Below are 20016 nucleotides of genomic sequence, written 5' to 3'. Positions count from 1 at the left end.
TGCTTAGAACAAGCTTCCGTCAATCTGCTCAGGACGAGCTGCGCGTCATGTCCACGGCCGAGTTATCGATCATCGACGAGGTCGAGTCCGCGCTTCGGACTGGCTCGGCGGAAAAGGGCCTGGCAACAGCCCGCCGCGTCACCGACCTGTTCCTGTCCTCCGCCGGCAGTTTCGACCACGAGCAGATCGCACTGTTTGACGACGTGCTCGATCGCCTGATCGGCACCATCGAGCTCCGCGCCATCGCCGACATGGGCGCGCGCGTTGCTCTCGCCGAGATCAGCGCGCAGCTCGCGCCGATCGCGCAGGCGCCGCCATCGGTCATTCGCCGGCTCGCCAACAATGACGAAATCCGCATCGCCGGTCCCGTGCTGCAGGAATCCGCGCGCCTCGACGACGGCGCGCTGGTGCAGATCGCCTCGAGCAAGGGCGAGCCGCATCTGCTCGCCGTCGCCGGACGCTGGTGGCTGAAGGAGATCGTCACCGATGCATTGCTGGCGCGGCGCTATCCCAGCGTCAGCCGGCGGCTCGCCGCCAATCCCGGCGCGCGCGTGTCCGGCAACGGATTTGCCGTCATTGTCGGACAGGCCGAGGCCGACCCCGAGCTCGCGGTCAGCGTTGGCGTCCGCGTCGATCTGCCCTCAGACCTGCGTCGTCAATTGCTGCGCTCGGCAACGGATGCCGTGCGGACCCGGCTGTTGTCGCGCGCTCCGCCGCATCTGTTCGAGGAGATCCAGACCGCGATCGCAGCCGTCACCGTCGGTGTCGAGCGCGAGATGTCGGGGGTCCGCGATTTCGAAGGTGCCAAGCGCGCCGTCGCAGGCCTGAAGGCGACCGGCCAGCTCGGCGAAGCGACGCTGCTCGGCTTCGCAACGCAGCGGCGTTATGAGGAAGCGGTGGCCGCATTGGCCGCATTGTCGGGATCGACCGTCGAAGTGATTCGCCCGCTGATGCAAAGCCTGCGCGAGGACGGCCTGCTGGTGCCGTGCAAGGCGGCGCAGCTCAGCTGGGAAACCACCGCCGCCGTGCTCCAAAGCCGCTTTGCGACCGGCGCGATGAAACCGGCCGATATCGCAAGCGCTCAAAGCCATTACGCGCGCATGACCCCGGAGAATGCGCGGCGGACGCTGCGGTTCTGGCAGGTGCGGGCGTTGTAGGCTGTTTGGGGCGCGCCGCTTCTCCACCCTCGGTGTCGTCCCGGCGAAGGCCGGGACCCATAACCACAGGGAGAAGTTTGGCGACGACGGTCCGCTACTCTGCTTGGTTGGGACAAGCACCGCGGATCACCGATAGATCACGCGGTATGGGTCCCGGCCTTCGCCGGGACGACGCTGGAGGTACAGCGCGTCGTCACTCGCCGCAACGAGGCTAAGCAGTCAGCCGCGCGCCATCACGACCGGCGATCCGCAGCGGCACGATGCGGCCCACACGCTCGCCCGCGATCGCCACCGGCAGATAATGCTCCGTCCGTCCCTGCTCCTCGCTCTCGATCAGCACCTCGCGCGTGGCGCCGATCTCGGCTTGCAGCCGCTGCAGAAGCGCAGCCTCACCGGCTGAGCGTAGCCGTTTCGACCGCTCCCTGATTGCGCCGCCCGCAACCTGCGGCATCCGCGCGGCCGGCGTGCCGGGACGCGGCGAATAGGGGAAGACGTGGAGGAATGTCAGGCCGCATTCCCTGACCAGATCGAGCGAGCGCGAGAACATCTCCTCGGTCTCGGTCGGAAAGCCCGCAATGATGTCGGCGCCCAGCGCGATGTCCGGGCGCAGGCGACGGACCTGGTCGCAGAACGCGATGGCGTCGCCGCGCGTATGCCGCCGCTTCATGCGCTTCAAGATCATGTCGTCGCCGGACTGCAGCGACAGGTGCAGATGCGGCATCAGCCGCGAATCCTCAGCGATGGCATCCAACAGATCGCTGTCAGCCTCGATCGAATCGATCGAGGAGATGCGCAGGCGCCTCAGCTCCGGCACGTGCCGCAAAATCTGCTTCGTCAGCAGGCCGAGCTTCGGCGTACCCGGCAGGTCGGCGCCGTAGCTGGTGAGATCGACGCCGGTCAGCACGATCTCGGCATGGCCGCGCGCGACCAACGCCCGGACCTGATCGACCACCGCGCCCATCGGCACCGAGCGCGAATTGCCGCGCCCGAACGGAATGATACAGAAGGTGCAGCGATGGTCGCAGCCGTTCTGCACCTGCACGAACACGCGCGGCAGGCCGCTCGCAAAGCCGTCGATGAGATGCGGCGCCATCTCCTTCACCGCCATGATGTCGCTGACGGCGATTTTTTCGCTCGCACCGAGATCGAACGCCGCACGCGCCTCGCGCCATGCGGACGACCGCATCTTGTCGTCATTGCCGACGACGCGATCGACCTCGGCCATCTCGGCGAACATGCCGCTTTGCGTCTGCGCCGCGCAACCGGTGACGACGATGCGCGCTGCCGGCCGCTCGCGTTTCAGCTTGCGGATCGACTGGCGCGCCTGCGCCACCGCTTCGTTGGTGACGGCGCAGCTGTTGATGACGATGGTATCTGAAAGGCCTGCGCCCTCGGCCTCGCGGCGGATCACCTCGGCTTCAAAGGCGTTGAGGCGGCAGCCGAAGGTGACGATGTCGACGCTCATCACCCGACCGGCGCGAACAGCGCCGGATCGAAACGGCCTTCATATTCGAAAGTCGCCGTGCCCGTCATCAGCACGTGATCGTCGCGCTCGCGCCATTCGATCCCGAGCTTGCCGCCGGGCAGCGCGATCTCGACATTGCGCTCGGCGCGCTTCAGCCGCGCCGCCGCAACCGCCGTGGCACATGCGGCCGAGCCGCAGGCCCTAGTCAGGCCGGCGCCGCGCTCCCAGGTGCGGATCGTGATGTGCTGGGGATCGACGATATGGGCGAGCGTGATGTTGGCGCGCTCCGGGAAGATCGGATGGTTCTCCAGCAGCGGACCGAAACGCTCGAGATCGTAGGCGTTGACGTCATCGACCCAGAAGATCGCATGCGGATTGCCCATGCTGACGACTGAGGGCGAATGCAGGATCGGATTGTCGATCGGGCCGATCTGCAATTCGATGTAGCGGGTGTCGCGGAATTCCTGGTCGAGCGGAATGTCTTGCCAGCCGAATTTCGGCGCGCCCATGTCCACCGTATAAAGATCCGGCGCCGGACCCTGCCAGGCATTGAGCAGGCCCGCGGCCGTCTCGAACGTCGCATTGGTCTGGCCGGTCTTCTCGAAGACGCGCCGCACCACGCAGCGCATGCCGTTGCCGCAGGCGCCGGCCTCGGAGCCGTCACAGTTGTAGATGCTGATGAAAGCTTCGGTGCCGTCGAAGCGCGGCTTCTGCAGCACCATGAGCTGGTCGTAGGGCACACCGCCTCGCGCCGATGCCACCGCACGGGCGTCGTCCGGGGTGACCGTCGTGGCGGAATCGCGCATGTCGACAACGACGATCTCGTTGCCGATGCCGTTCATCTTGGCAAATGCGTGGTTGGCCAGCGCGCTCATGAAAATTCCCGAATTTCGCCTGCCTTATATGGCGATCCTTGGCCCTCTTGGCCAGAGATTTGCCGACAAGAGCCAGGACGCTGCCATGACGCATCTGTCATGGGACGAATTCGGCGCTCGCGTGTTAGAACGGCGAAATTCGCGCAACCGGGACATGCGGCCGGGTTAAGGCCTCGGGGACGTAAGCCATGGCGGATAAGCTATTGGGGAGAATAAAAATGTTCAGGTTTCGTCGTCTCGCTTTGGCCGCGCTGATTCCGGCAGCGGCCTTGTCGTTTGGTCTGTCGGCCACGCTGGCCCAAACGCCGAGCCCGGCGCCGGCCGCATCGGCTTCGCCCTCCCCGGCCGCGAGCGCTGCACCCGTGGCCACGCCCTCGCCGGCGGCCAGCGCCTCGCCAAGCCCTTCAACGTCGCCTGCGGCGTCCCCTGCAACCTCGCCCTCGCCCGCAGCCAGTGCCTCACCGAGCCCCGCCCCGCCGCCCGCTGCGGCCGCGACGCCGGCTCCGGTGCAGACGGCCGATCCGTTCGGACAGGAGACCACGCTCGAGCCTAAGAAGGTCGTGATGGTCAAGGGCACTGCCAATTGGGACTCGGCCTTCGACACGCTGATCGACGCCTTCAAGGCGCTGAACACGCTGCTGGACAAGCAGGGCATCAAGCACGCCGGCAATTCGATGATCGTCTACACCTCGACCGACGATACCGGCTTCACCTTCCTGGCCGAGATCCCGGTCGAGCAGGACCCGAAGAACCTGCCCAAGGACATGAGTGTCGGCAAATCGCCGGAGGGCAAGGCGCTGAAATTCGTCCATCGCGGCTCCTACGACAACATGGACAACACCTATGAGGCGATCACCAATCACCTCGACGACAAGAAGCTGGAAGCCAAGGACACCTTCATCGAGGAATACCTCACCGATCCCCTGAAGACGGCCGAGGACAAGCTCGTGATCAATGTATTCGTGCCGCTGAAGTGAGACCGATGAAAAAGCCTGCCATCCTTTTGACCTCCCTTGTTACGTCCTTTGCCGCCGCGATGCTGGCAACGCCTGCGCTTGCCGACGATTTTCCGTCCGCGATTTCGGTGAGCGGCGAAGCCACGGTCTCCGCCGCGCCTGATCTCGCGCAGATCGACGCCGGCGTCGCCAACGACGCCAAGTCTGCGAAGGAAGCGTCCGACGCCAACAACGCCGCGATGGGCAAGGTGCTGCTGGCGCTGAAGGGCGCAGGCATTGACGAGAAGGATTACCAGACCTCGCGGCTGTCGCTGCAGCCGCAATACGGCCAGAACAAATCCACCGGCGCCTCGCCCGTGGTCGGCTTCCGCGCGTCAAACCGCGTCACCGTGAAGATCCGCGACGTGACCAAGGTCGCCGCCATCATCGACACGCTGGTCGGCGCCGGCGCCAACGATATCGGCAACATCTCCTTCGAGGTGACGCAGGCCTCGAAACTACTCGACGATGCCCGCGAGAAGGCTGTCGCAGACGCCCGCCGCAAAGCGGAGATCTACGCCAAGGCCACCGGCGTCACGCTCGGCGCGCCGCTCAGCGTGTCCGAAGGCGGCGCCCCGATGCCGCTGTTCAAGGGACGCATGGCCGCAGCGCCGATGGCCGCAGGCGGCGCGGCCGTTGCGCCCGGCGAGGAAACGCTGGCGGTGACGGTGAATGTGAGTTGGGCGATCAAGGCGAAAGAGCAGTAGGCGCAGCTGCCGCGACAGACTCCATTGTCTGTCCCGGTGAAGCTAAATCTCCACCACCTGCCCCGGCTTCATCGCGACAAACCGCTCCTGCGGCACCTTTGCGGCGTCGAGCGCCTCGACCAAGGCCTTCGCCGGCGCATCGATGGCTTCATCGGTCAGCTGAAACGTGCCGTGATGATGCCCGAGTGCGGCTTGCGCGCCGCAATCCGCGAGCGCCTTCACCGCATCTTCCGGGTTCATGTGCTGGTCGCGCATGAACCAGCGCGGCTCGTAGGCGCCGATCGGGAGGATCGCCAGGCGTAGCGGGCCGTGCTTCTCGGCGACTCGGCGGAAATGCCCGCCATCGCCATAGCCGGAATCGCAGACGACGTAGATTTTCCCCGCCGGCGTCTCCAGCACGAAACTCGCCCATAGCGCCTTGTTGCGATCGAACATGCCGCGCGCCGACCAGTGCCGGGTCGGCACCAGCGTCACGGCGATGCCGCCGCCGAGCTCGACGCGATCGTGCCAGTCGAACGCTTCCACCTTGATCGTCGCATCGGTGCTGCGCATCGTGACGTCATTGCCGAGCGGGGTCACCACACGCGGGGCAAAATTCTTGGCGAGCCGCGACAGCGTCGCCATGTCGAGATGATCGTAATGGCCGTGCGAGACCAGCACGACATCGATCTTCGGCAGCTTGTCGAACGCAATGCCGGGATCGTTGTGCCGCTTGGGCCCGGCGAAGCTGACGGGCGAGACCCGCATCGACCAGACGGGATCGACGAGAATATTGAGGCCGCCGGTCTGGATCAGCCAGCTGGCGTGGCCGACGAAAGAGAGCCGCACCTTGTCGCCGTCGACGCGGTCCGGCGGGGTGTCGGCATGGGGGCTCGGCGCCCAATCCGGCCAGCTCGCGCGCTGCCGCTTGCCGCCGAATTGCCAGCGCAGGACCTCTCGAAGCGATTTCGGCGGCACGCCGTCCGGATCGAAGAAGTTCAGACCGTCGAAATGGTCGGAGACCGGGCCGTCATAGGTTTTCATGCGGGACATCCAAAGGGAGGGCACGCCGACCAATGCGCCGGCACCGGCGAGCAGTCCGAAAAGGCGGCGGCGGGTGATCGGCACGGATCTGGCTTCAGGGACGGTCGGAGGGGCGGGACATCAAGCTGTCATATGGGCCGGCCCCGATGAAAAGGAACCCACGGCCGAAAGAACTTTGTTTTCAGTAGCTTGCTCTGGCAATGGCGCTCCGCGCCCCTAACTTTCCTTGACTTTCGGGCGGCACCGGCGTTTAACCCGGCCACTTTCTCGGAAAGGCTTTCTTTTCGACCCGCCCACTGGCCCCAGAGGCCAGAGGCCAACGCCCGACAGCGCTATGCGCCCTCGGGCGTAAAGGTGTTTGGATTTTCTGCTCCCTCCTCCGCGCATGCGGGCAGAGGTGAAAAAGGACAACGGCATTGTTCGACAATCTGTCGGAACGGCTTGGCGGCATTCTCGATCGTCTGACGGGGCGCGGTGCGCTGACCGAAAAGGACGTCGACGCGGCCATGCGCGAGGTGCGCCGCGCGCTGCTGGAAGCCGACGTGGCTCTCGAAGTGGTGCGCAGCTTCACCGAGCGGGTCCGCGAGCAGGCGATCGGCGCCACCGTCGTCAAGTCGGTGACCCCAGGCCAGATGGTGGTCAAGATCGTCCACGACGAGCTGATCAACACGCTCGGCGCCGAAAGCCAGACCATCGACATCAATTCCGTGCCGCCGGTGCCGATCATGATGGTCGGCCTGCAAGGCTCCGGCAAGACCACCACCACCGCAAAGCTCGCCCGTCGCATGGTCCAGCGCGACAAGCGCAAGGTGCTGATGGCATCGCTCGACATCTACCGTCCCGCGGCGATGGAGCAGCTGGCCGTCCTGGGCCGCGACCTCGACATTCCGACGCTGCCGATCATCGCCGGCCAGCAGCCGGCGCAGATCGCAAAGCGCGCGCTCGAGGCCGGCAAGCTCGGCGGCTACGACGTCGTGCTGCTCGACACGGCCGGCCGCACCACGCTCGACGAAGAGATGATGGCGGAAGCAGCCGCGATCAAAGCCGCCGCAAATCCGCATGAAGTGCTGCTGGTGGCGGACAGCCTCACCGGCCAGGACGCCGTCAACCTCGCGCGCGCCTTCGACGAGCGCGTCGGCCTCACCGGCATCGTGCTGACACGAGTCGACGGCGACGGCCGGGGCGGCGCCGCGCTGTCGATGCGCGCGGTGACCGGCAAGCCGATCAAGCTGCTCGGCACCGGTGAAAAGACGGACGCGCTGGAGGATTTCCATCCCGACCGTATCGCCGGCCGCATCCTCGGCATGGGCGACGTCGTGTCGCTGGTCGAACGCGCCGCCGCCAACATCGATGCCGAAAAGGCCGCGCGCACCGCCGAGCGGATGCGCAAGGGTCAGTTCGACCTCAACGACATGCGCGAGCAGCTGTCGCAGATGGCCAATATGGGCGGCATCAGCGGGCTGATGGGCATGATGCCCGGCATCGCCAAGATGAAGAACCAGATCGCGGCCGCCGGCATCGACGACAAGATCTTGAAGCGCCAGGTCGCGGTGATCGATTCCATGACGCGCGACGAGCGCCGTCATCCCGATCTGCTCAAGGCCAGCCGCAAGAAGCGCATCGCCGCAGGTTCCGGCCAGAGCGTCGAGCAGGTCAACAAGCTGCTCAAGATGCACCGGAACATGGCCGACATGATGAAGGCCATGGGCTCCGGCAAGCGCGGTCCGCTCGCCGGCATCGCGCAGGCGATGGGCTTTGGCGGCGGCATGAAGCCGCCTTCGCCGGAAGAGATGAAGGCGCTGCAGGAGAAGATGCAGGGTGGCGGCGGACAAGGTCTGCCCAGCCTGCCGAAGGATTTACCTGCCGGACTGCGCCAGGGTCTGCCGAACGTTCCGGGTCTGACCGGGCTGAGCGGCAAGCCGATGCTGCCGGGCCTCGGCGGTTTCTCCGGCAAGAAGAAATGAGGAATTCGTCGCGGGAGATCGCAACGGTCTCGCGCAACGCGGAATACCAATCAACCGAACAAAACGTACTTTGAAGGAGAACTTAGATGTCCGTCGTTATCCGTCTCGCCCGCGCCGGCACCAAGAAGCGCCCCGTCTATCACGTCGTCGTCGCCGATTCGCGCTTCCCCCGCGATGGCCGCTTCATCGAGCGTCTCGGCTATTTCAACCCGCTGCTGCCGAAGGACAACGAGACCCGGCTGAAGCTCGACATGGACAAGGTGAAGGCGTGGCTCGCCAAGGGCGCGCAGCCGTCGGACCGTGTGTCGCGCTTCCTCGACGCCGCCGGCGTCAAGAAGCGCGAAGTGCGCAACAATCCGGAGAAGGCCGTGCCGCGCAAGGAGCGCAAGGCGCAGGCCGAAGCCGCCGCGAAGGGTTAAGGCGAGATCATGCCGGCGCTGGTCTGCGTCGCGCGGATCGGCGCCGCGCATGGCGTGCGCGGCGCGGTCAAACTGTGGACCTTCACCGAAGATCCCTTTGCCGTGCGGAGCTACGGTCTGCTCTCGTCCAAGGACGGCAAGCGCCAGTTCGAGGTTGCAACGGCGCGCGCGGCCAAGGATCATCTGGTTGCGACGTTCAAGGGCGTCACGACCCGCGATGAGGCCGAGCGCCTCAACGGCATCGAGCTCTACGTCGCGCGCGAAAAACTGCCCGCGACGGACGAGGGCGAATATTACCACACCGATCTGATCGGGCTCGCCGCCGTCACCACGGCCGGCGATGCGCTCGGCCGCGTGCTCGCGATCCACAATTTCGGCGCCGGCGACATCATCGAGATCGCGCCGCCCACAGGCACCACGCTGCTGCTGCCGTTCACGGACGCGGTGGTGCCGGAGGTCGACATCGCAGGCGGCCGCGTCGTGATCGCGCTGCCGCAGGAAATCGAGGCAGAGGACACGGAGGAGGATTCCTCCCCGAGTCGTCCGGGCGAAGGCCGGGACCCATAACCACAGGCCAGAATTTTTGGCTAAGCTGATCGCTCCAGCCGTCGCAAAACGAAGTGCGGTGGTTATGGGTCCCGGATCTGCGCTCTGCTTGTCCGGGACGACAATAATTGAGATCCAATGACCACCTCCTCACCCTGGCGCGCGACGGTGCTGACGCTGTTTCCGGAAATGTTTCCGGGGCCGCTGGGCGTGAGCCTGGCCGGCCGGGCGCTGGCTGGCGGGCTCTGGGAGCTGGAGGCGCGGGACATCCGGGCCTCGGCCACCGACCGCCACCGCAGCGTCGATGACACCCCGGCCGGCGGCGGGCCGGGCATGGTGCTTCGGGCCGATGTTCTGGCGGCGGCCATCGATGCCGCCGGGATTGGCCCGGACCGGCCGAAACTGCTGATGAGCCCGAGGGGTCGGCCATTGACCCAGGCCCGCGTCCTGGAGCTCGCCAAGGGCCCGGGTCCCCTGATCGTCTGCGGGCGGTTCGAGGGGGTGGACCAGCGCGTGATCGACGGGCGGGGTTTGGAGGAGGTCTCGATCGGGGATTACGTGCTCTCCGGCGGTGAAATCGCGGCCCTGGCCCTGATCGACGCCTGTGTTCGGCTGCTGCCCGGCGTGATGGGCAAGGAGGCCTCGGGAACCGAGGAAAGCTTCTCGGACGGTCTCCTCGAATACCCCCAATACACCCGGCCGCAGCTGTTCGAGGGAACCCCGATCCCGGAGATCCTGACCTCCGGCGACCACGCCAAGGTCGCCAGCTGGCGGCGGGCGGAATCCGAGGCGCTGACGGCGGCCCGGCGACCGGATTTGTGGGCCCAGATCCCGAGCAAAGTCCCGAATCGGGCCGGACGCCAAAAAACGCCAAAAAACAAGACAGACGGGTGACAAACGCTCCGGCTTGCCTTATAGCAGCGGCCACATCCGCAATGGCTGGATAAACGAATTTCGCGCAGCCCCCGTTTTCCAAGGCTGGGCGCGCCGATGGAGATTTACCCATGAACCTGATCCAACAGCTCGAAAAAGAGCAATTCGACAAGCTCTCCGCCAACAAGGAGATTCCGGAATTCGGCCCCGGCGACACCGTGATCGTCAACGTGAAGGTCGTCGAAGGCGACCGCACCCGCGTGCAGGCCTATGAAGGCGTTTGCATCGGCCGTTCCGGCGGCGGTCTCAACGAGAGCTTCACGGTGCGCAAGATTTCGTACGGCGAAGGCGTGGAGCGCGTGTTCCCGGTGATGTCGCCGATGATCGACTCGATCAAGGTGGTGCGCCGCGGCAAGGTCCGTCGCGCCAAGCTCTATTATCTCCGCAACCTTCGCGGCAAGTCGGCCCGCATCGTCGAGAAGAAGCAGGACCGCCCGGCTGCTGCCGTCAACGAGTAAGCTCCGCTTACAGGCGAGTTACCGAGAGCGCGGGGCCCAACCCCGCGCTTTTTTGTTGCGTCAGCCGTGCGCGTCAAAGCCCTCGCGATTTCAATTCGGCCTGCTATATATTCTTGGAATGTTTCCAGATTTGACCAGCCTCTCGCCCGTCAAGCGCGTCGTCATCGACGATCGCTCGCGGCTGCCCGGCCGGTTCTTCGGACGCTTCGCGACCTCGGCAACGTCAGAGCTTACGCGCGCAGCCTAAAAGCTGCGCTGACGATTTTGTTGCCCCGCGCGCCAGCCGCGCAACCCGCTCTACACAACATTCCTGGAGCTGACGCTCATGTCCAAGCCGACCACATTGTACGACAAGATCTGGAACGACCATCTGGTGCACGAAGCCGAGGACGGCACCTGCCTGCTCTATATCGATCGCCATCTGGTGCACGAGGTCACTTCACCGCAGGCGTTCGAAGGCCTGCGCGCCACCGGCCGCAAGGTCCACGCACCCGAGAAGACGCTGGCCGTCGTCGATCACAACGTGCCGACCACCGACCGCACCAAGCCGAACCCCGACCCTGAAAGCATCGAGCAGATCAAGGCACTGGCCGACAACGCCAAGGAATTCGGCATCGAATATTACGACGAGTTCGACAAGCGTCAGGGCGTCGTCCACGTCATCGGTCCCGAGCAGGGCTTCACGCTGCCCGGCACCACCATCGTCTGCGGTGACAGCCACACCTCGACGCATGGTGCGTTCGGCGCGCTCGCGCACGGCATCGGCACGTCGGAAGTCGAGCATGTGCTGGCGACGCAGACGCTGATCCAGAAGAAGGCGAAGAACATGCGCGTCACCGTCGATGGCAAATTGCCTGACGGCGTGACGGGCAAGGACATCATCCTCGCGATCATCGGCGAGATCGGCACCGCGGGCGGCACCGGCTACGTGCTCGAATACGCCGGCGACGCGATCCGTGCGCTCAGCATGGAAGGCCGCATGACGGTCTGCAACATGTCGATCGAAGGCGGTGCGCGCGCCGGCCTGGTCGCGCCGGACCAGAAGGCGTTCGACTTCTTGCGCGGCCGCCCGAAGGCACCGAAGGGCGCGGATTGGGACGCCGCGATGCGTTACTGGGAGAAGTTGCGCTCGGACGAGGGCGCGCATTTCGACCACGAGCTGCGGCTCGATGCAGCGAAGCTGCCGCCGATCGTGACCTGGGGCACTTCGCCTGAGGATGTCATCTCGGTCACCGGCAGCGTGCCCGATCCCGACAAGATCGCGGACGAGGCCAAGCGTCTCTCCAAGCACCGTGCCTTGAAGTACATGGGCTTGACCGCGGGGACGAAGATCACCGACATCAAGCTCGACCGCATCTTCATCGGCTCCTGCACCAACGGCCGGATCGAGGATCTGCGCGCCGCCGCCAAGATCGCGGAAGGCAAGCAGGTCGCAGGCGGCGTCAACGCCATGGTCGTGCCGGGCTCCGGCCTCGTGAAGGAGCAGGCCGAGGCTGAAGGTCTGGACAAGATCTTCATCAAGGCCGGCTTCGAATGGCGCGAGCCCGGTTGCTCGATGTGCCTCGCGATGAACCCCGACAAGCTGGCTCCGGAAGAGCGCTGCGCCTCGACCTCGAACCGCAATTTCGAGGGCCGCCAGGGCTTCAAGGGCCGCACCCATCTGGTGTCGCCGGCGATGGCCGCAGCCGCGGCGATCGCGGGTCACTTCGTCGACATCAGGGAGTGGCGGTAAGCCGCTCCCTGCAATTTGAGCGATCGCGGCAAACCGCCGTTAATCGGCAGCGCCGACACTGCGTCCTCGCGAGGGTTTTGCGAGGACAGGAGCTCATGCCCGGCAAGCCTGAATATGTCGATCTGATCAGCGCGGCGACGCCCCAGCACCGGCGGCGCGCGGCACCGCTGCGCATGGTCGCCAAGCCCGAGGTCGAGGAGGCCTCAAAGCTCAGCCGCTGGCCGCCGGCGATGTTCAAGCAATGGAAGCTGGAGAACCTCACGCGCTGGACGTCGGCGACCTGGAAACTGAAGGATTGGATTTAGGCCACATCCTCCGTCATGCCCGTGCTTGTCCCGGGCATCCACGAACTTTCTGCACAAGCCCAATAACGTGGATGGCCGGGACAAGCCCGGCCATGACGCGTGCGGAGCTAGCAGCAACTCACATCACCAATAGCGGTACGGATGGTGCCAGCGATGCCAGCGGCAGACGCGGCGCGGGCCGTAATAGGTCCAGATGACCCGGCAGCGGCGCGGATGGCTGTAATAGGGATAGTAGCCGCCATAGTAGCGCCGGTGGAAATGGCGATGGCCGTAATAGGCGGGGCGATAGATGCCGTAGCGATGGAATCCGCCTCCGCCATAGTGGCGAACTCCGCCGTAGCGATAGCCGCCGCCATGAAAGGCGGGCGCGGCGCGGAAGCCACCCGCGTGGAAACCACCGCCGCGGAAGCCACCGATATGCCCTCCGCCACCGTGGAAGCCGCCTCCACCGTGGAAGCCGCCGCCATGACCGCCACCACCATGTCCACCGCCGCCGCCGCCGTGGCGAACCGGGATCACATCGCCACTTGCGGCCTTCGCCGCAGGCAACGCCGTCGGATTGATCGGGGTCATCGCCTCGGCAGGACGCGTGGTCCCGGCCGACAGCATCAGCGTCGCAGCAGCCGCAATCCCGAGCAAGCGCATCGGGCTTGCCCTGAGACCCAATATTCTCAGCATCGACTTCTCCCTGAATCTGGACAGCGGAGTTGCGACGCTCGCTCCCGGCGCGCGTCATCCCTGTTCATTGGCAGTCGCTCCCAAGATTAAATTAGGGACAGCGACGTGAATGCCTCATGAATGAACGACGGGCCCGGCGTCGCGCCGCGACGTCGTCACCATGGCCCGAAGCCGAGCACGAACGGTGCCGGCACGCCGTAAGGATAAGGACGGTAGTAGACAGGCCGCGCGTAGTAATGCGGATCGGGACGCGGGGCGAATCGCACGACGTCGGACCGCACATGTCGGCGCCCGTCGAACACCGCGCGCCCGGCCGACGCGTCGGGCAGCTTCGTCACCCTGTGCGCAGCGGACGCGTGAGGCAGGCCTGCGGCAAGCCCGACGGCAACCGCCAATGCGAACCATCTCGTCATGAAGACCTCCGCCTCAGGCGCGCGACGGCATCGCGCTCGTATCAGCCCCGGCGCCAGTAGCAGCTCATATGCGGCACGATCACCGTGCCGCTCGGGCGATATTCCTGCACATAGGTGGCGTTGCACTCGCGGACCGCATCGGGACCGGGATTGTAACGGGGATAGACGCCATCCGGACTGTAATAGGGCGTGACGCGCAGGCGCGCCGGGGCCCGCTTGCGCGGCGGCGGGAGATCGTTTCGTGAGGCCGCCTGGGCGAGCCTGATCCCGGTAGCCGCGGTCTGGGCCTCCGCGCCAACGCAAAACTGCGAAAACAACCCCATGCACAGTAGCGTCAGCGCTGTTTTCGCTCGCATTTTTCCGCCCATTTGAACGTCCACTTCGAGGCCCTACGCTCCCCGTTTTGACGGCGCCCGTCAACCTCGTCGCGCTTATAAAGCCGGATGCATCGCCGCGAAACCCACGCTATGACAAGCCCATGTGGACGGAATTGAAAGCGCCCTCGCTGGCCGAGATGGAAGCGATGGCGCACGAAGTGTTCGAACGCCTGCCGGCGGAGTTTCGAAGGCTGTGCGAGGGCGTGATCATCCGCGTCGACGACTTCCCGACCGAGGAAGTCCTGGACGAGATGGCATGCGAGAGCGAGTTCGACCTGCTCGGCCTGTTCCAGGGCGTCGGCCTGCCGCAGCAGAGTTTTGGCGACGTGGCGCGGCTGCCCAACATGGTCTGGCTCTACCGCCGGCCGATCCTGGACTATTGGGCCGAGCACGACGAAAGCCTCGGCCATATCGTCCGCCACGTCCTGATCCACGAGATCGGCCATCATTTCGGCCTGTCGGACGACGATATGACTGCGATCGAGGCTCAAGAGCCCGGTTAGGCAGACGAGATCTGCCGAATTCGGCCTAGGATTTCCGCCCCGATCGCGATAAATACCGGTTCCCTAGACCACCCCGGGAAAGCGCAACCATGGACAAGTTCACCACGCTGGAAGGCGTCGCGGCGCCGCTGAAGATCATCAATGTCGACACCGACATGATCATTCCGAAGCAGTACCTCAAGACCATCAAGCGCACCGGCCTTGGCAAGGGGCTCTTCTCCGAGCAGCGCTACAAGGACGACGGCAGCGAGAATCCGGATTTCGTCCTCAACCAGCCCGCCTATCGCAATGCGAAGGTGCTGGTCGCCGGCGACAATTTCGGCTGCGGCTCGAGCCGCGAGCACGCGCCCTGGGCGCTGCTCGACTTCGGCATCCGCTGCGTGATCTCGACCTCGTTCGGCGACATCTTCTACAACAACTGCTTCAAGAACGGCATTCTGCCGATCCGGGTGGCCCAGGAAGACCTCGACAAGCTGTTCGACGACGCCGAGCGTGGCGCCAACGCGACGCTGACGATCGACCTGCCGAACCAGGAGATCCGCGGTCCCGACGGCGGCAAGGTCAAGTTCGAGATCGACCCGTTCCGCAAGCATTGCCTGATGAACGGCCTCGACGACATCGGCCTGACGATGGAGAAGAAGGCCTCGATCGACACCTATGAGGACAAGCTCAAGCGCGAACGCGCCTGGGCCTGATCTCAAGTTTTTATTTGAGCCCCGGTGCTGACAGCGCCGGGGCTTTTTCTTTGCCAGCGTTGTCCTCTATAGCTTGCGCCCATGCTGCCTGACATCGTCACCTTCTGGCACGGCCCGATGGACGCCCTGCGCCAGACCTGCCTGCGCTCGCAGCTGGCGGCCGGCCACAAGGTCACGGTCTACAGTTTTGACACCATTCCCGGCCTGCCCGCCGGCGTCGGCAACGCGGATGCCGAGGCGATCCTGCCGCATGCGTTCTCCGAACGATTGCGGCCGCCGCAGCCGGACGGCAGCTGGCGCGACTGGACCACGCTCCAGTTCAGCGACTTCTTCCGCATGAAGCTGATGGCAAAAGGCCTCGGCCTCTGGCTCGACGCCGATGTGCTGCTGCTCAAATCCGTCGAGATCAATCCGGCAAAGCCCTATTTCGCGTGGGAGCGGCCACGCCAGCTCGGCAATTCCGTGATCTACCTTCCACCCGAACACGGCATCGTTGCCGCTTTCGAAGAGCTGATGGAGCAGGAGGAGCTGACGCCGAACTGGCTGTCGCTGCGCCATCGCGTCACGTTTGCGATGCGCCGCCTGCGCGGCGGCTCGAACCGCCTCTCCGACATCCGCGTTGCGATCTTCGGGCCGGCGGCACTCACCGCGCTCGCGCGCCGCACCGGCGAGCTGCACTGCGCCTTGCCGAAGCAGTCGTTCTACGCCGTGCATGCCGAACCAAAGCTGTTCTTCGATCCCTCGAGCTATCTCGGCCTGGTCACCGACCGCGACATCATCGGCCTGCACATCTCGCCAAAGGGCCGCGGCGGCGAGAAACCGATCCCGGGCAGCCTGTATGCGTGGGCGGCGGAGCGGTTCGGCTGACTGCCGCGCAAGAGGTGCGCTCCCTCTCCCGCTTGCGGGAGAGGGTTGGAGAGAGGGGCGCGCCGACCTCTCCCGCAAGCGGGAGAGGTGCAGCGGAGCCGGGCTCCCTCATCGCTATTTGATCCAGCGCAACGCGCACCTGCACCATTGTGCCTAATCTCGCTCCAATTCCGCCGTTCGAATGGAGCTTCGCATGAGCACCGCAACCAGGCCTTATCCCATTGTCCAGGACCTCATCGAGTCCTTTGCAAGCTGGCTGAAGCATCGCCGCGAGCTGAACGAGATCCGGCAGCTCGACCGCGCCGATTTCGATCGCATCGCGCAAGACCTGCGGATCGCGCCTGACGATCTCGAAGAGCTGGTTCGCCACGGCAAGCACGCCGCCGACGAATTGCCGAAGATGCTGGAGCAGCTCGGCATCAGCGCCGAAGGGCTCGGCCGCGCGCATCCGCTGCTGCTGCGCGACATGGAGCGGGTCTGCGCGCTTTGCAGCCACAAGGGCCAGTGCGATCGCGAGCTGGCCGACGGCACCGCCGCGGAGAACTACCACGGCTTCTGCGCCAATGCGTCAACGCTGGAGTCGCTCGATCGCGCCGATCACGCGTTGCGCTGAGGCACGCGGATCTCCTGCCTTAGCGCCGCTCTCCTCGGCCGCCAGCCGTTCCGACTGGCGTTCGACTACCGGCCTTGCAAATCCCGTAGCAGACCGTCAACGCGGTCCGCGCGAAGATCAAGCACTGGCAGCCATCGCCGCGGCTTCCGCTGCGGCGCGCTGCATGCTGGTCGACATCTCGTTGGTCACCGTGCTTTGCTCTTCGATTGCCGCGGCCGTCGACGTCACATATTCGCTGACATTGTTGATGGCCGACTTGATCGAGGCCAGGGCGGTGACGACGTCTCCGGAGATGCCGTTGAGGCTACCGATCTCGGCGCCGATCTTGTCAGTGGCCTGCTTGGCCTGGTTGGCGAGACTCTTAACCTCCGAGGCGACCACCGCAAAGCCCCGACCGGCTTCGCCGGCGCGGGCGGATTCGATGGTGGCGTTAAGGGCCAGGAGGTTGATCTGCCCGGTGATGTTGTTGATGAGTTCGACGATCCCGCTCATCGCCAGCGCGGCTTCAGTAAGGCGCTGCGCCTGGGCGTCGGCGGCGGCGACCTGATCGACCGCACTGCTGGCAGTCTGGCGCGACTTGGTCATGGCCTCGGAGATCTCCCGCACCGAGGCATTCAATTCCTCCGAACCCGCGGCGACCGATTCCATCATGCCGCGGACGCGCTCGTTGCCCATGCGGACCAGCACCTGCTTCGTGACGTCGGTCGCATATTTCACGACCTTGAACGGCTTGCCGTTGAGATCCATGATCGGATTGTAGGACGCCTGGATGTAGACCTCCCTGCCGCCCTTGCCGATGCGCTTGTATTCAGCCGCCTGGTACTGGCCGCGGTTGAGCGCCGCCCAGAACTCGCGATAGCCATTGCCATCGCGCTCCGACGGCTCGACGAACGTGCTGTGGTGCTTGCCCTTGATCTCCGCCAACGAATAGCCGAGCGCGCCGAGGAAGTTCTCGTTCGCGGTGACGATCGTGCCGTCCATGTTGAACTCGATCACGGCTTGGGCCTTCTCGATGGCCGCGATCTGGCCCGCAAGGTCGGCATTCTTCAGCTTCTCCGCCGTGACGTCGGTCGCGAACTTGGCGACACCGAACGGCTTGCCATTCTCGTCGAGTAGCGGATTGTAGGAGGCGAGGATCCAGACCTCGCGGCCGCCCTTGCCGATCCGCTTGAATTCGCCGGCCTGGTATTCGCCGCGGTTGAGCTTGGCCCAGAGCTCGCGATAGGCCGTGCCGTTGCGCTCGGCCTCGGCGATGAACATGCTGTGATGCTTGCCCTCGATTTCGGGCAACGAATAGCCAAGCGCCTTGCAGAAATTCTCGTTGGCAGTGACGATGGTGCCGTCGAGCTTGAACTCGACTACGGCCTGGGCCCGGCCAACGGCGGCGATCTTCGAAGCGTCGGCCATGCTGCGGATCTTCTTCTCGGTGATGTCGATCGCAATCTTGGCGACCATCACCGTCTTGCCGTTGCCGTCGAGCACGGGATTGTAGGATGCTTCGATCCAGACCTCGCGGCCGTCCTTCGCGATCCGCTTGAACTCGCGCGCCTGATACTTGCCACTGTTTAATGCAGCCCAGAACGCCTTGTACTCGGTGCTGTCGCGCTGGTCGGCCGGCACGAACATGGAGTGATGCTTGCCCTGGATCTCGTCGAGCCGATAGCCGAGCGCATCGAGAAAGTTCTTATTGGCCGTGATGATCGTCCCATCAATATTGAATTCGATCATGGCTTGCGAGCGGCCGATTGCCTCAATCTGAGCTTGTGCATCGACGCGGGATTTACGACCGAACATTTCATCGCTCCGAAATTGATGCTTCGCCTGCAGCGCATGCGCTTCCAAACGATTGTAGCATTCATGGTTTCGCTCGGGATCTCGAGAGGACCAACTGTGTGTCCGCTGTGCGACCCAGCACATGAAGGAGGTATACGAATCGAATTATCAGGGCATTTGTCCGACCGAAGACACAATGGCCGGATTCTGCCAAAGCGATAGCCGGACGGAGACATCCCGAGCCTCGCTCAGACGCCGAGGAGGCCATCGCGCCTGAATTGCGGACGCCGGCCCAAGATCGTTATCGGTATTCGGCAACGGGCCGGCATCGATCGCCCTCACCTCGGCTCGGGGTGATCCGTTGGCGCAAGAAAAACGTTTAGGCATTGCGTCGGCTCTCCAGACAATTTGTCGCAGCGGCTCGAACTTCGCGTGCAGGTTCACGCTCCGGCAAGCGTCAACGACGTCCGCGGGTCATGCCACGGAATCCCAATTGGTAGCGCCCGAATGGCGATACAGTAATTTGAGCCTTAGAGGATTCTGATTTGGGCGCCGTCTCCTATCTCGACCGGTATCCGTTGCTTAAGTCCCGCGACAGCGAGTTCGCGCGCGACCGCCTATTCGCCGAATATGGCGCAGACCGTTTCGACAAGCATGGCCGCGAGTTCGGTATCCAGGCCAATTTTGCTCGCTTGCAATCAATCGGCCTCGCCTTCTGCGGCTACGAAGGTGCGGCGTCGCTCTCCTTTCCTGAATCGCAAGTTCTCCGCCAGCTCTTCTCCGTCCAAGGGGCTGCGAGCTTCAGCATCAAAGGGAGCAGCGGGCCAATTGGGGCCTTCAGTCCGATCATCTCCGGAGACGCCAGGCTGGACCTCAAGTTTGCGCCGGGCTATCGCCAATTGGTGCTGAGGATCGATGCCGGCGCACTCGAGCGGTTGCTAAAGACAATCCTGGGCGATGATAGCGACATGGAGCTGCGTTTCGCCCCGGGCGAATCCGATCCGGCGGTGATGACTTATGTTCGTCAGGACGTCTTCAGATTTGCGGAGGAGTTGGACAGGTTCGGCCAGGACTACTCACCCATAGCCATCGGCGAACTTGAGCGGGCGTTGATGGTTCGAATCCTTCTGGCGCACCGGCACAATTTCACCGATCGGCTTCAGGGCCCGGCGCCGGGCGCCAACCGGCCCGTCATCGACATCGTCGAATCCTACATCGAGGCTCATTGGGACGAACCAATCGATCTGGAGAAGATTGCCGCAATCGCCAACGTCAGCGTGCGGACGATTTATCGGGAATTCTCCGAGGCGGGGCGGGGATCACCGGGCCAGTGCGCGCGACGCTTCCGGCTTCAGCGGGCGACGGAGCTCTTGCGACATCCGGATGAGCAGACCAGCGTCGTTGCCGTCGCGTTCAAATGTGGCTTTCAAAATCTTGGCCGCTTTGCATCGGAATATCGGCGAGCGGTCGGTGAGCTGCCATCCGAAACGCTGAAGAATGCGAGACGGAGACAGTGAC

The 20016-nt window shown here is 64.6% G+C and carries 22 protein-coding genes; 15 read left to right on the top strand and 7 right to left on the bottom strand.

Annotated features, from left to right (window positions below):
- Positions 1 to 47: 47 nt before the first annotated feature.
- Entirely contained in the window at positions 48 to 1157 is a 1110-nt protein-coding gene (locus tag IVB45_RS00770; protein ID WP_247358181.1) for a DUF2336 domain-containing protein, read from the top strand.
- Between the two features lie 211 nt (positions 1158 to 1368).
- Here the strand turns inward: IVB45_RS00770 and mtaB are convergent, their stop codons facing one another.
- Complete coding sequence (gene mtaB, locus IVB45_RS00765) at positions 1369 to 2622, bottom strand: tRNA (N(6)-L-threonylcarbamoyladenosine(37)-C(2))-methylthiotransferase MtaB (RefSeq protein ID WP_247358182.1); 1254 nt, start codon at positions 2620 to 2622, stop codon at positions 1369 to 1371.
- Positions 2622 to 3497, bottom strand: a complete 876-nt coding sequence (dapF, locus tag IVB45_RS00760) for a diaminopimelate epimerase (RefSeq protein WP_247358183.1) — start codon at positions 3495 to 3497, stop codon at positions 2622 to 2624. The genes mtaB and dapF overlap by 1 nt, the downstream gene beginning before the upstream one ends.
- A 218-nt stretch (positions 3498 to 3715) precedes the next feature.
- Here dapF and IVB45_RS00755 point away from each other — a divergent pair, with 218 nt between their 5' ends.
- Positions 3716 to 4474: a GyrI-like domain-containing protein gene (locus IVB45_RS00755; RefSeq protein WP_247358184.1), complete on the top strand. Its 759-nt coding sequence runs from the start codon at positions 3716 to 3718 to the stop codon at positions 4472 to 4474.
- 5 nt (positions 4475 to 4479) lie between these two features.
- The gene (locus tag IVB45_RS00750; RefSeq protein WP_247358185.1) at positions 4480 to 5199 is read left to right on the top strand and encodes an SIMPL domain-containing protein; all 720 of its coding nucleotides are present in this window, start codon (positions 4480 to 4482) and stop codon (positions 5197 to 5199) included.
- A gap of 42 nt (positions 5200 to 5241) precedes the next feature.
- Here IVB45_RS00750 and IVB45_RS00745 read toward each other — a convergent pair whose 3' ends face one another.
- Positions 5242 to 6306, bottom strand: coding sequence for an MBL fold metallo-hydrolase (locus IVB45_RS00745; protein ID WP_247358186.1), 1065 nt, complete (start codon positions 6304 to 6306; stop codon positions 5242 to 5244).
- Positions 6307 to 6638: 332 nt separating this feature from the next.
- On the opposite strand from IVB45_RS00745, the gene ffh reads away from it, so the two are divergent.
- The 7 genes from ffh to IVB45_RS00710 all read left to right on the top strand — a co-directional run bounded on the left by ffh (position 6639) and on the right by IVB45_RS00710 (position 12579).
- Positions 6639 to 8186 carry a signal recognition particle protein gene (gene ffh / locus IVB45_RS00740; RefSeq protein ID WP_247284936.1) on the top strand — a complete coding sequence of 516 codons (1548 nt, stop codon included), beginning with the start codon at positions 6639 to 6641 and terminating at the stop codon, positions 8184 to 8186.
- An 86-nt stretch (positions 8187 to 8272) separates the two neighbouring features.
- Entirely contained in the window at positions 8273 to 8605 is a 333-nt protein-coding gene (gene rpsP / locus IVB45_RS00735) for a 30S ribosomal protein S16 (RefSeq protein ID WP_007598827.1), read from the top strand.
- Between the two features lie 9 nt (positions 8606 to 8614).
- A complete protein-coding gene (gene rimM, locus IVB45_RS00730) occupies positions 8615 to 9172 on the top strand; it encodes a ribosome maturation factor RimM (RefSeq protein WP_027566377.1) in 558 nt (185 codons plus the stop codon).
- Between the two features lie 117 nt (positions 9173 to 9289).
- Positions 9290 to 10045, top strand: coding sequence for a tRNA (guanosine(37)-N1)-methyltransferase TrmD (trmD, locus tag IVB45_RS00725; RefSeq protein WP_247358187.1), 756 nt, complete (start codon positions 9290 to 9292; stop codon positions 10043 to 10045).
- Between the two features lie 110 nt (positions 10046 to 10155).
- Positions 10156 to 10542: a 50S ribosomal protein L19 gene (gene rplS, locus IVB45_RS00720; RefSeq protein WP_007598824.1), complete on the top strand. Its 387-nt coding sequence runs from the start codon at positions 10156 to 10158 to the stop codon at positions 10540 to 10542.
- Between the two features lie 325 nt (positions 10543 to 10867).
- Positions 10868 to 12274, top strand: a complete 1407-nt coding sequence (gene leuC / locus IVB45_RS00715; protein ID WP_027566375.1) for a 3-isopropylmalate dehydratase large subunit — start codon at positions 10868 to 10870, stop codon at positions 12272 to 12274.
- A gap of 95 nt (positions 12275 to 12369) precedes the next feature.
- A complete protein-coding gene (locus IVB45_RS00710) occupies positions 12370 to 12579 on the top strand; it encodes a hypothetical protein (RefSeq protein WP_247358188.1) in 210 nt (69 codons plus the stop codon).
- 123 nt (positions 12580 to 12702) lie between these two features.
- On the opposite strand, the gene IVB45_RS00705 is transcribed toward IVB45_RS00710, so the two are convergent.
- The 3 genes from IVB45_RS00705 to IVB45_RS00695 form a co-directional block, all read right to left on the bottom strand.
- Positions 12703 to 13257: a hypothetical protein gene (locus IVB45_RS00705; RefSeq protein WP_027566373.1), complete on the bottom strand. Its 555-nt coding sequence runs from the start codon at positions 13255 to 13257 to the stop codon at positions 12703 to 12705.
- Between the two features lie 155 nt (positions 13258 to 13412).
- Positions 13413 to 13670 carry a hypothetical protein gene (locus IVB45_RS00700; RefSeq protein ID WP_247358189.1) on the bottom strand — a complete coding sequence of 86 codons (258 nt, stop codon included), beginning with the start codon at positions 13668 to 13670 and terminating at the stop codon, positions 13413 to 13415.
- 41 nt (positions 13671 to 13711) lie between these two features.
- Complete coding sequence (locus tag IVB45_RS00695) at positions 13712 to 13993, bottom strand: hypothetical protein (RefSeq protein ID WP_247358207.1); 282 nt, start codon at positions 13991 to 13993, stop codon at positions 13712 to 13714.
- A gap of 155 nt (positions 13994 to 14148) precedes the next feature.
- Here IVB45_RS00695 and IVB45_RS00690 point away from each other — a divergent pair, with 155 nt between their 5' ends.
- The 4 genes from IVB45_RS00690 (at position 14149) to IVB45_RS00675 (ending at position 16725) form a co-directional block, all read left to right on the top strand.
- Positions 14149 to 14550, top strand: a complete 402-nt coding sequence (locus IVB45_RS00690; RefSeq protein ID WP_247284941.1) for a metallopeptidase family protein — start codon at positions 14149 to 14151, stop codon at positions 14548 to 14550.
- 89 nt (positions 14551 to 14639) lie between these two features.
- Positions 14640 to 15245, top strand: a complete 606-nt coding sequence (gene leuD, locus IVB45_RS00685) for a 3-isopropylmalate dehydratase small subunit (protein ID WP_247358190.1) — start codon at positions 14640 to 14642, stop codon at positions 15243 to 15245.
- Positions 15246 to 15326: 81 nt separating this feature from the next.
- The gene (locus IVB45_RS00680) at positions 15327 to 16112 is read left to right on the top strand and encodes a hypothetical protein (RefSeq protein ID WP_247358191.1); all 786 of its coding nucleotides are present in this window, start codon (positions 15327 to 15329) and stop codon (positions 16110 to 16112) included.
- 193 nt (positions 16113 to 16305) lie between these two features.
- Positions 16306 to 16725: a hypothetical protein gene (locus IVB45_RS00675; RefSeq protein WP_247358192.1), complete on the top strand. Its 420-nt coding sequence runs from the start codon at positions 16306 to 16308 to the stop codon at positions 16723 to 16725.
- Between the two features lie 117 nt (positions 16726 to 16842).
- On the opposite strand, the gene IVB45_RS00670 is transcribed toward IVB45_RS00675, so the two are convergent.
- Complete coding sequence (locus tag IVB45_RS00670; protein WP_247358193.1) at positions 16843 to 18519, bottom strand: PAS domain-containing methyl-accepting chemotaxis protein; 1677 nt, start codon at positions 18517 to 18519, stop codon at positions 16843 to 16845.
- A gap of 524 nt (positions 18520 to 19043) precedes the next feature.
- Between IVB45_RS00670 and IVB45_RS00665 the strand changes: the two genes are divergently transcribed.
- Entirely contained in the window at positions 19044 to 20015 is a 972-nt protein-coding gene (locus IVB45_RS00665; protein WP_247358194.1) for an AraC family transcriptional regulator, read from the top strand.
- The last annotated feature ends 1 nt before the right edge of the window (position 20016 follow it).

Source organism: Bradyrhizobium sp. 4, from assembly GCF_023100905.1.
Lineage (GTDB): Bacteria > Pseudomonadota > Alphaproteobacteria > Rhizobiales > Xanthobacteraceae > Bradyrhizobium.
Note: the sequence above shows the minus strand (reverse complement) of the source record. Positions and strands in the feature narration are given on the sequence as shown.

Bases quoted from the DNA above. Each gene is read 5' to 3' on its own strand.
- leuC (WP_027566375.1), top strand. From the start codon at position 10,868: ATGTCCAAGCCGACCACATTGTACGACAAGATCTGGAACGACCATCTG.
- leuD (WP_247358190.1), top strand. From the start codon at position 14,640: ATGGACAAGTTCACCACGCTGGAAGGCGTCGCGGCGCCGCTGAAGATC.
- IVB45_RS00670 (WP_247358193.1), bottom strand. From the start codon at position 18,519: ATGTTCGGTCGTAAATCCCGCGTCGATGCACAAGCTCAGATTGAGGCA.
- rimM (WP_027566377.1), top strand. From the start codon at position 8,615: ATGCCGGCGCTGGTCTGCGTCGCGCGGATCGGCGCCGCGCATGGCGTG.
- rpsP (WP_007598827.1), top strand. From the start codon at position 8,273: ATGTCCGTCGTTATCCGTCTCGCCCGCGCCGGCACCAAGAAGCGCCCC.
- IVB45_RS00755 (WP_247358184.1), top strand. From the start codon at position 3,716: ATGTTCAGGTTTCGTCGTCTCGCTTTGGCCGCGCTGATTCCGGCAGCG.
- IVB45_RS00770 (WP_247358181.1), top strand. From the start codon at position 48: ATGTCCACGGCCGAGTTATCGATCATCGACGAGGTCGAGTCCGCGCTT.
- IVB45_RS00675 (WP_247358192.1), top strand. From the start codon at position 16,306: ATGAGCACCGCAACCAGGCCTTATCCCATTGTCCAGGACCTCATCGAG.
- IVB45_RS00690 (WP_247284941.1), top strand. From the start codon at position 14,149: ATGTGGACGGAATTGAAAGCGCCCTCGCTGGCCGAGATGGAAGCGATG.
- dapF (WP_247358183.1), bottom strand. From the start codon at position 3,497: ATGAGCGCGCTGGCCAACCACGCATTTGCCAAGATGAACGGCATCGGC.
- IVB45_RS00750 (WP_247358185.1), top strand. From the start codon at position 4,480: ATGAAAAAGCCTGCCATCCTTTTGACCTCCCTTGTTACGTCCTTTGCC.
- rplS (WP_007598824.1), top strand. From the start codon at position 10,156: ATGAACCTGATCCAACAGCTCGAAAAAGAGCAATTCGACAAGCTCTCC.
- IVB45_RS00705 (WP_027566373.1), bottom strand. From the start codon at position 13,257: ATGCTGAGAATATTGGGTCTCAGGGCAAGCCCGATGCGCTTGCTCGGG.
- IVB45_RS00695 (WP_247358207.1), bottom strand. From the start codon at position 13,993: ATGGGGTTGTTTTCGCAGTTTTGCGTTGGCGCGGAGGCCCAGACCGCG.
- IVB45_RS00710 (WP_247358188.1), top strand. From the start codon at position 12,370: ATGCCCGGCAAGCCTGAATATGTCGATCTGATCAGCGCGGCGACGCCC.
- mtaB (WP_247358182.1), bottom strand. From the start codon at position 2,622: ATGAGCGTCGACATCGTCACCTTCGGCTGCCGCCTCAACGCCTTTGAA.
- trmD (WP_247358187.1), top strand. From the start codon at position 9,290: ATGACCACCTCCTCACCCTGGCGCGCGACGGTGCTGACGCTGTTTCCG.
- IVB45_RS00680 (WP_247358191.1), top strand. From the start codon at position 15,327: ATGCTGCCTGACATCGTCACCTTCTGGCACGGCCCGATGGACGCCCTG.
- IVB45_RS00700 (WP_247358189.1), bottom strand. From the start codon at position 13,670: ATGACGAGATGGTTCGCATTGGCGGTTGCCGTCGGGCTTGCCGCAGGC.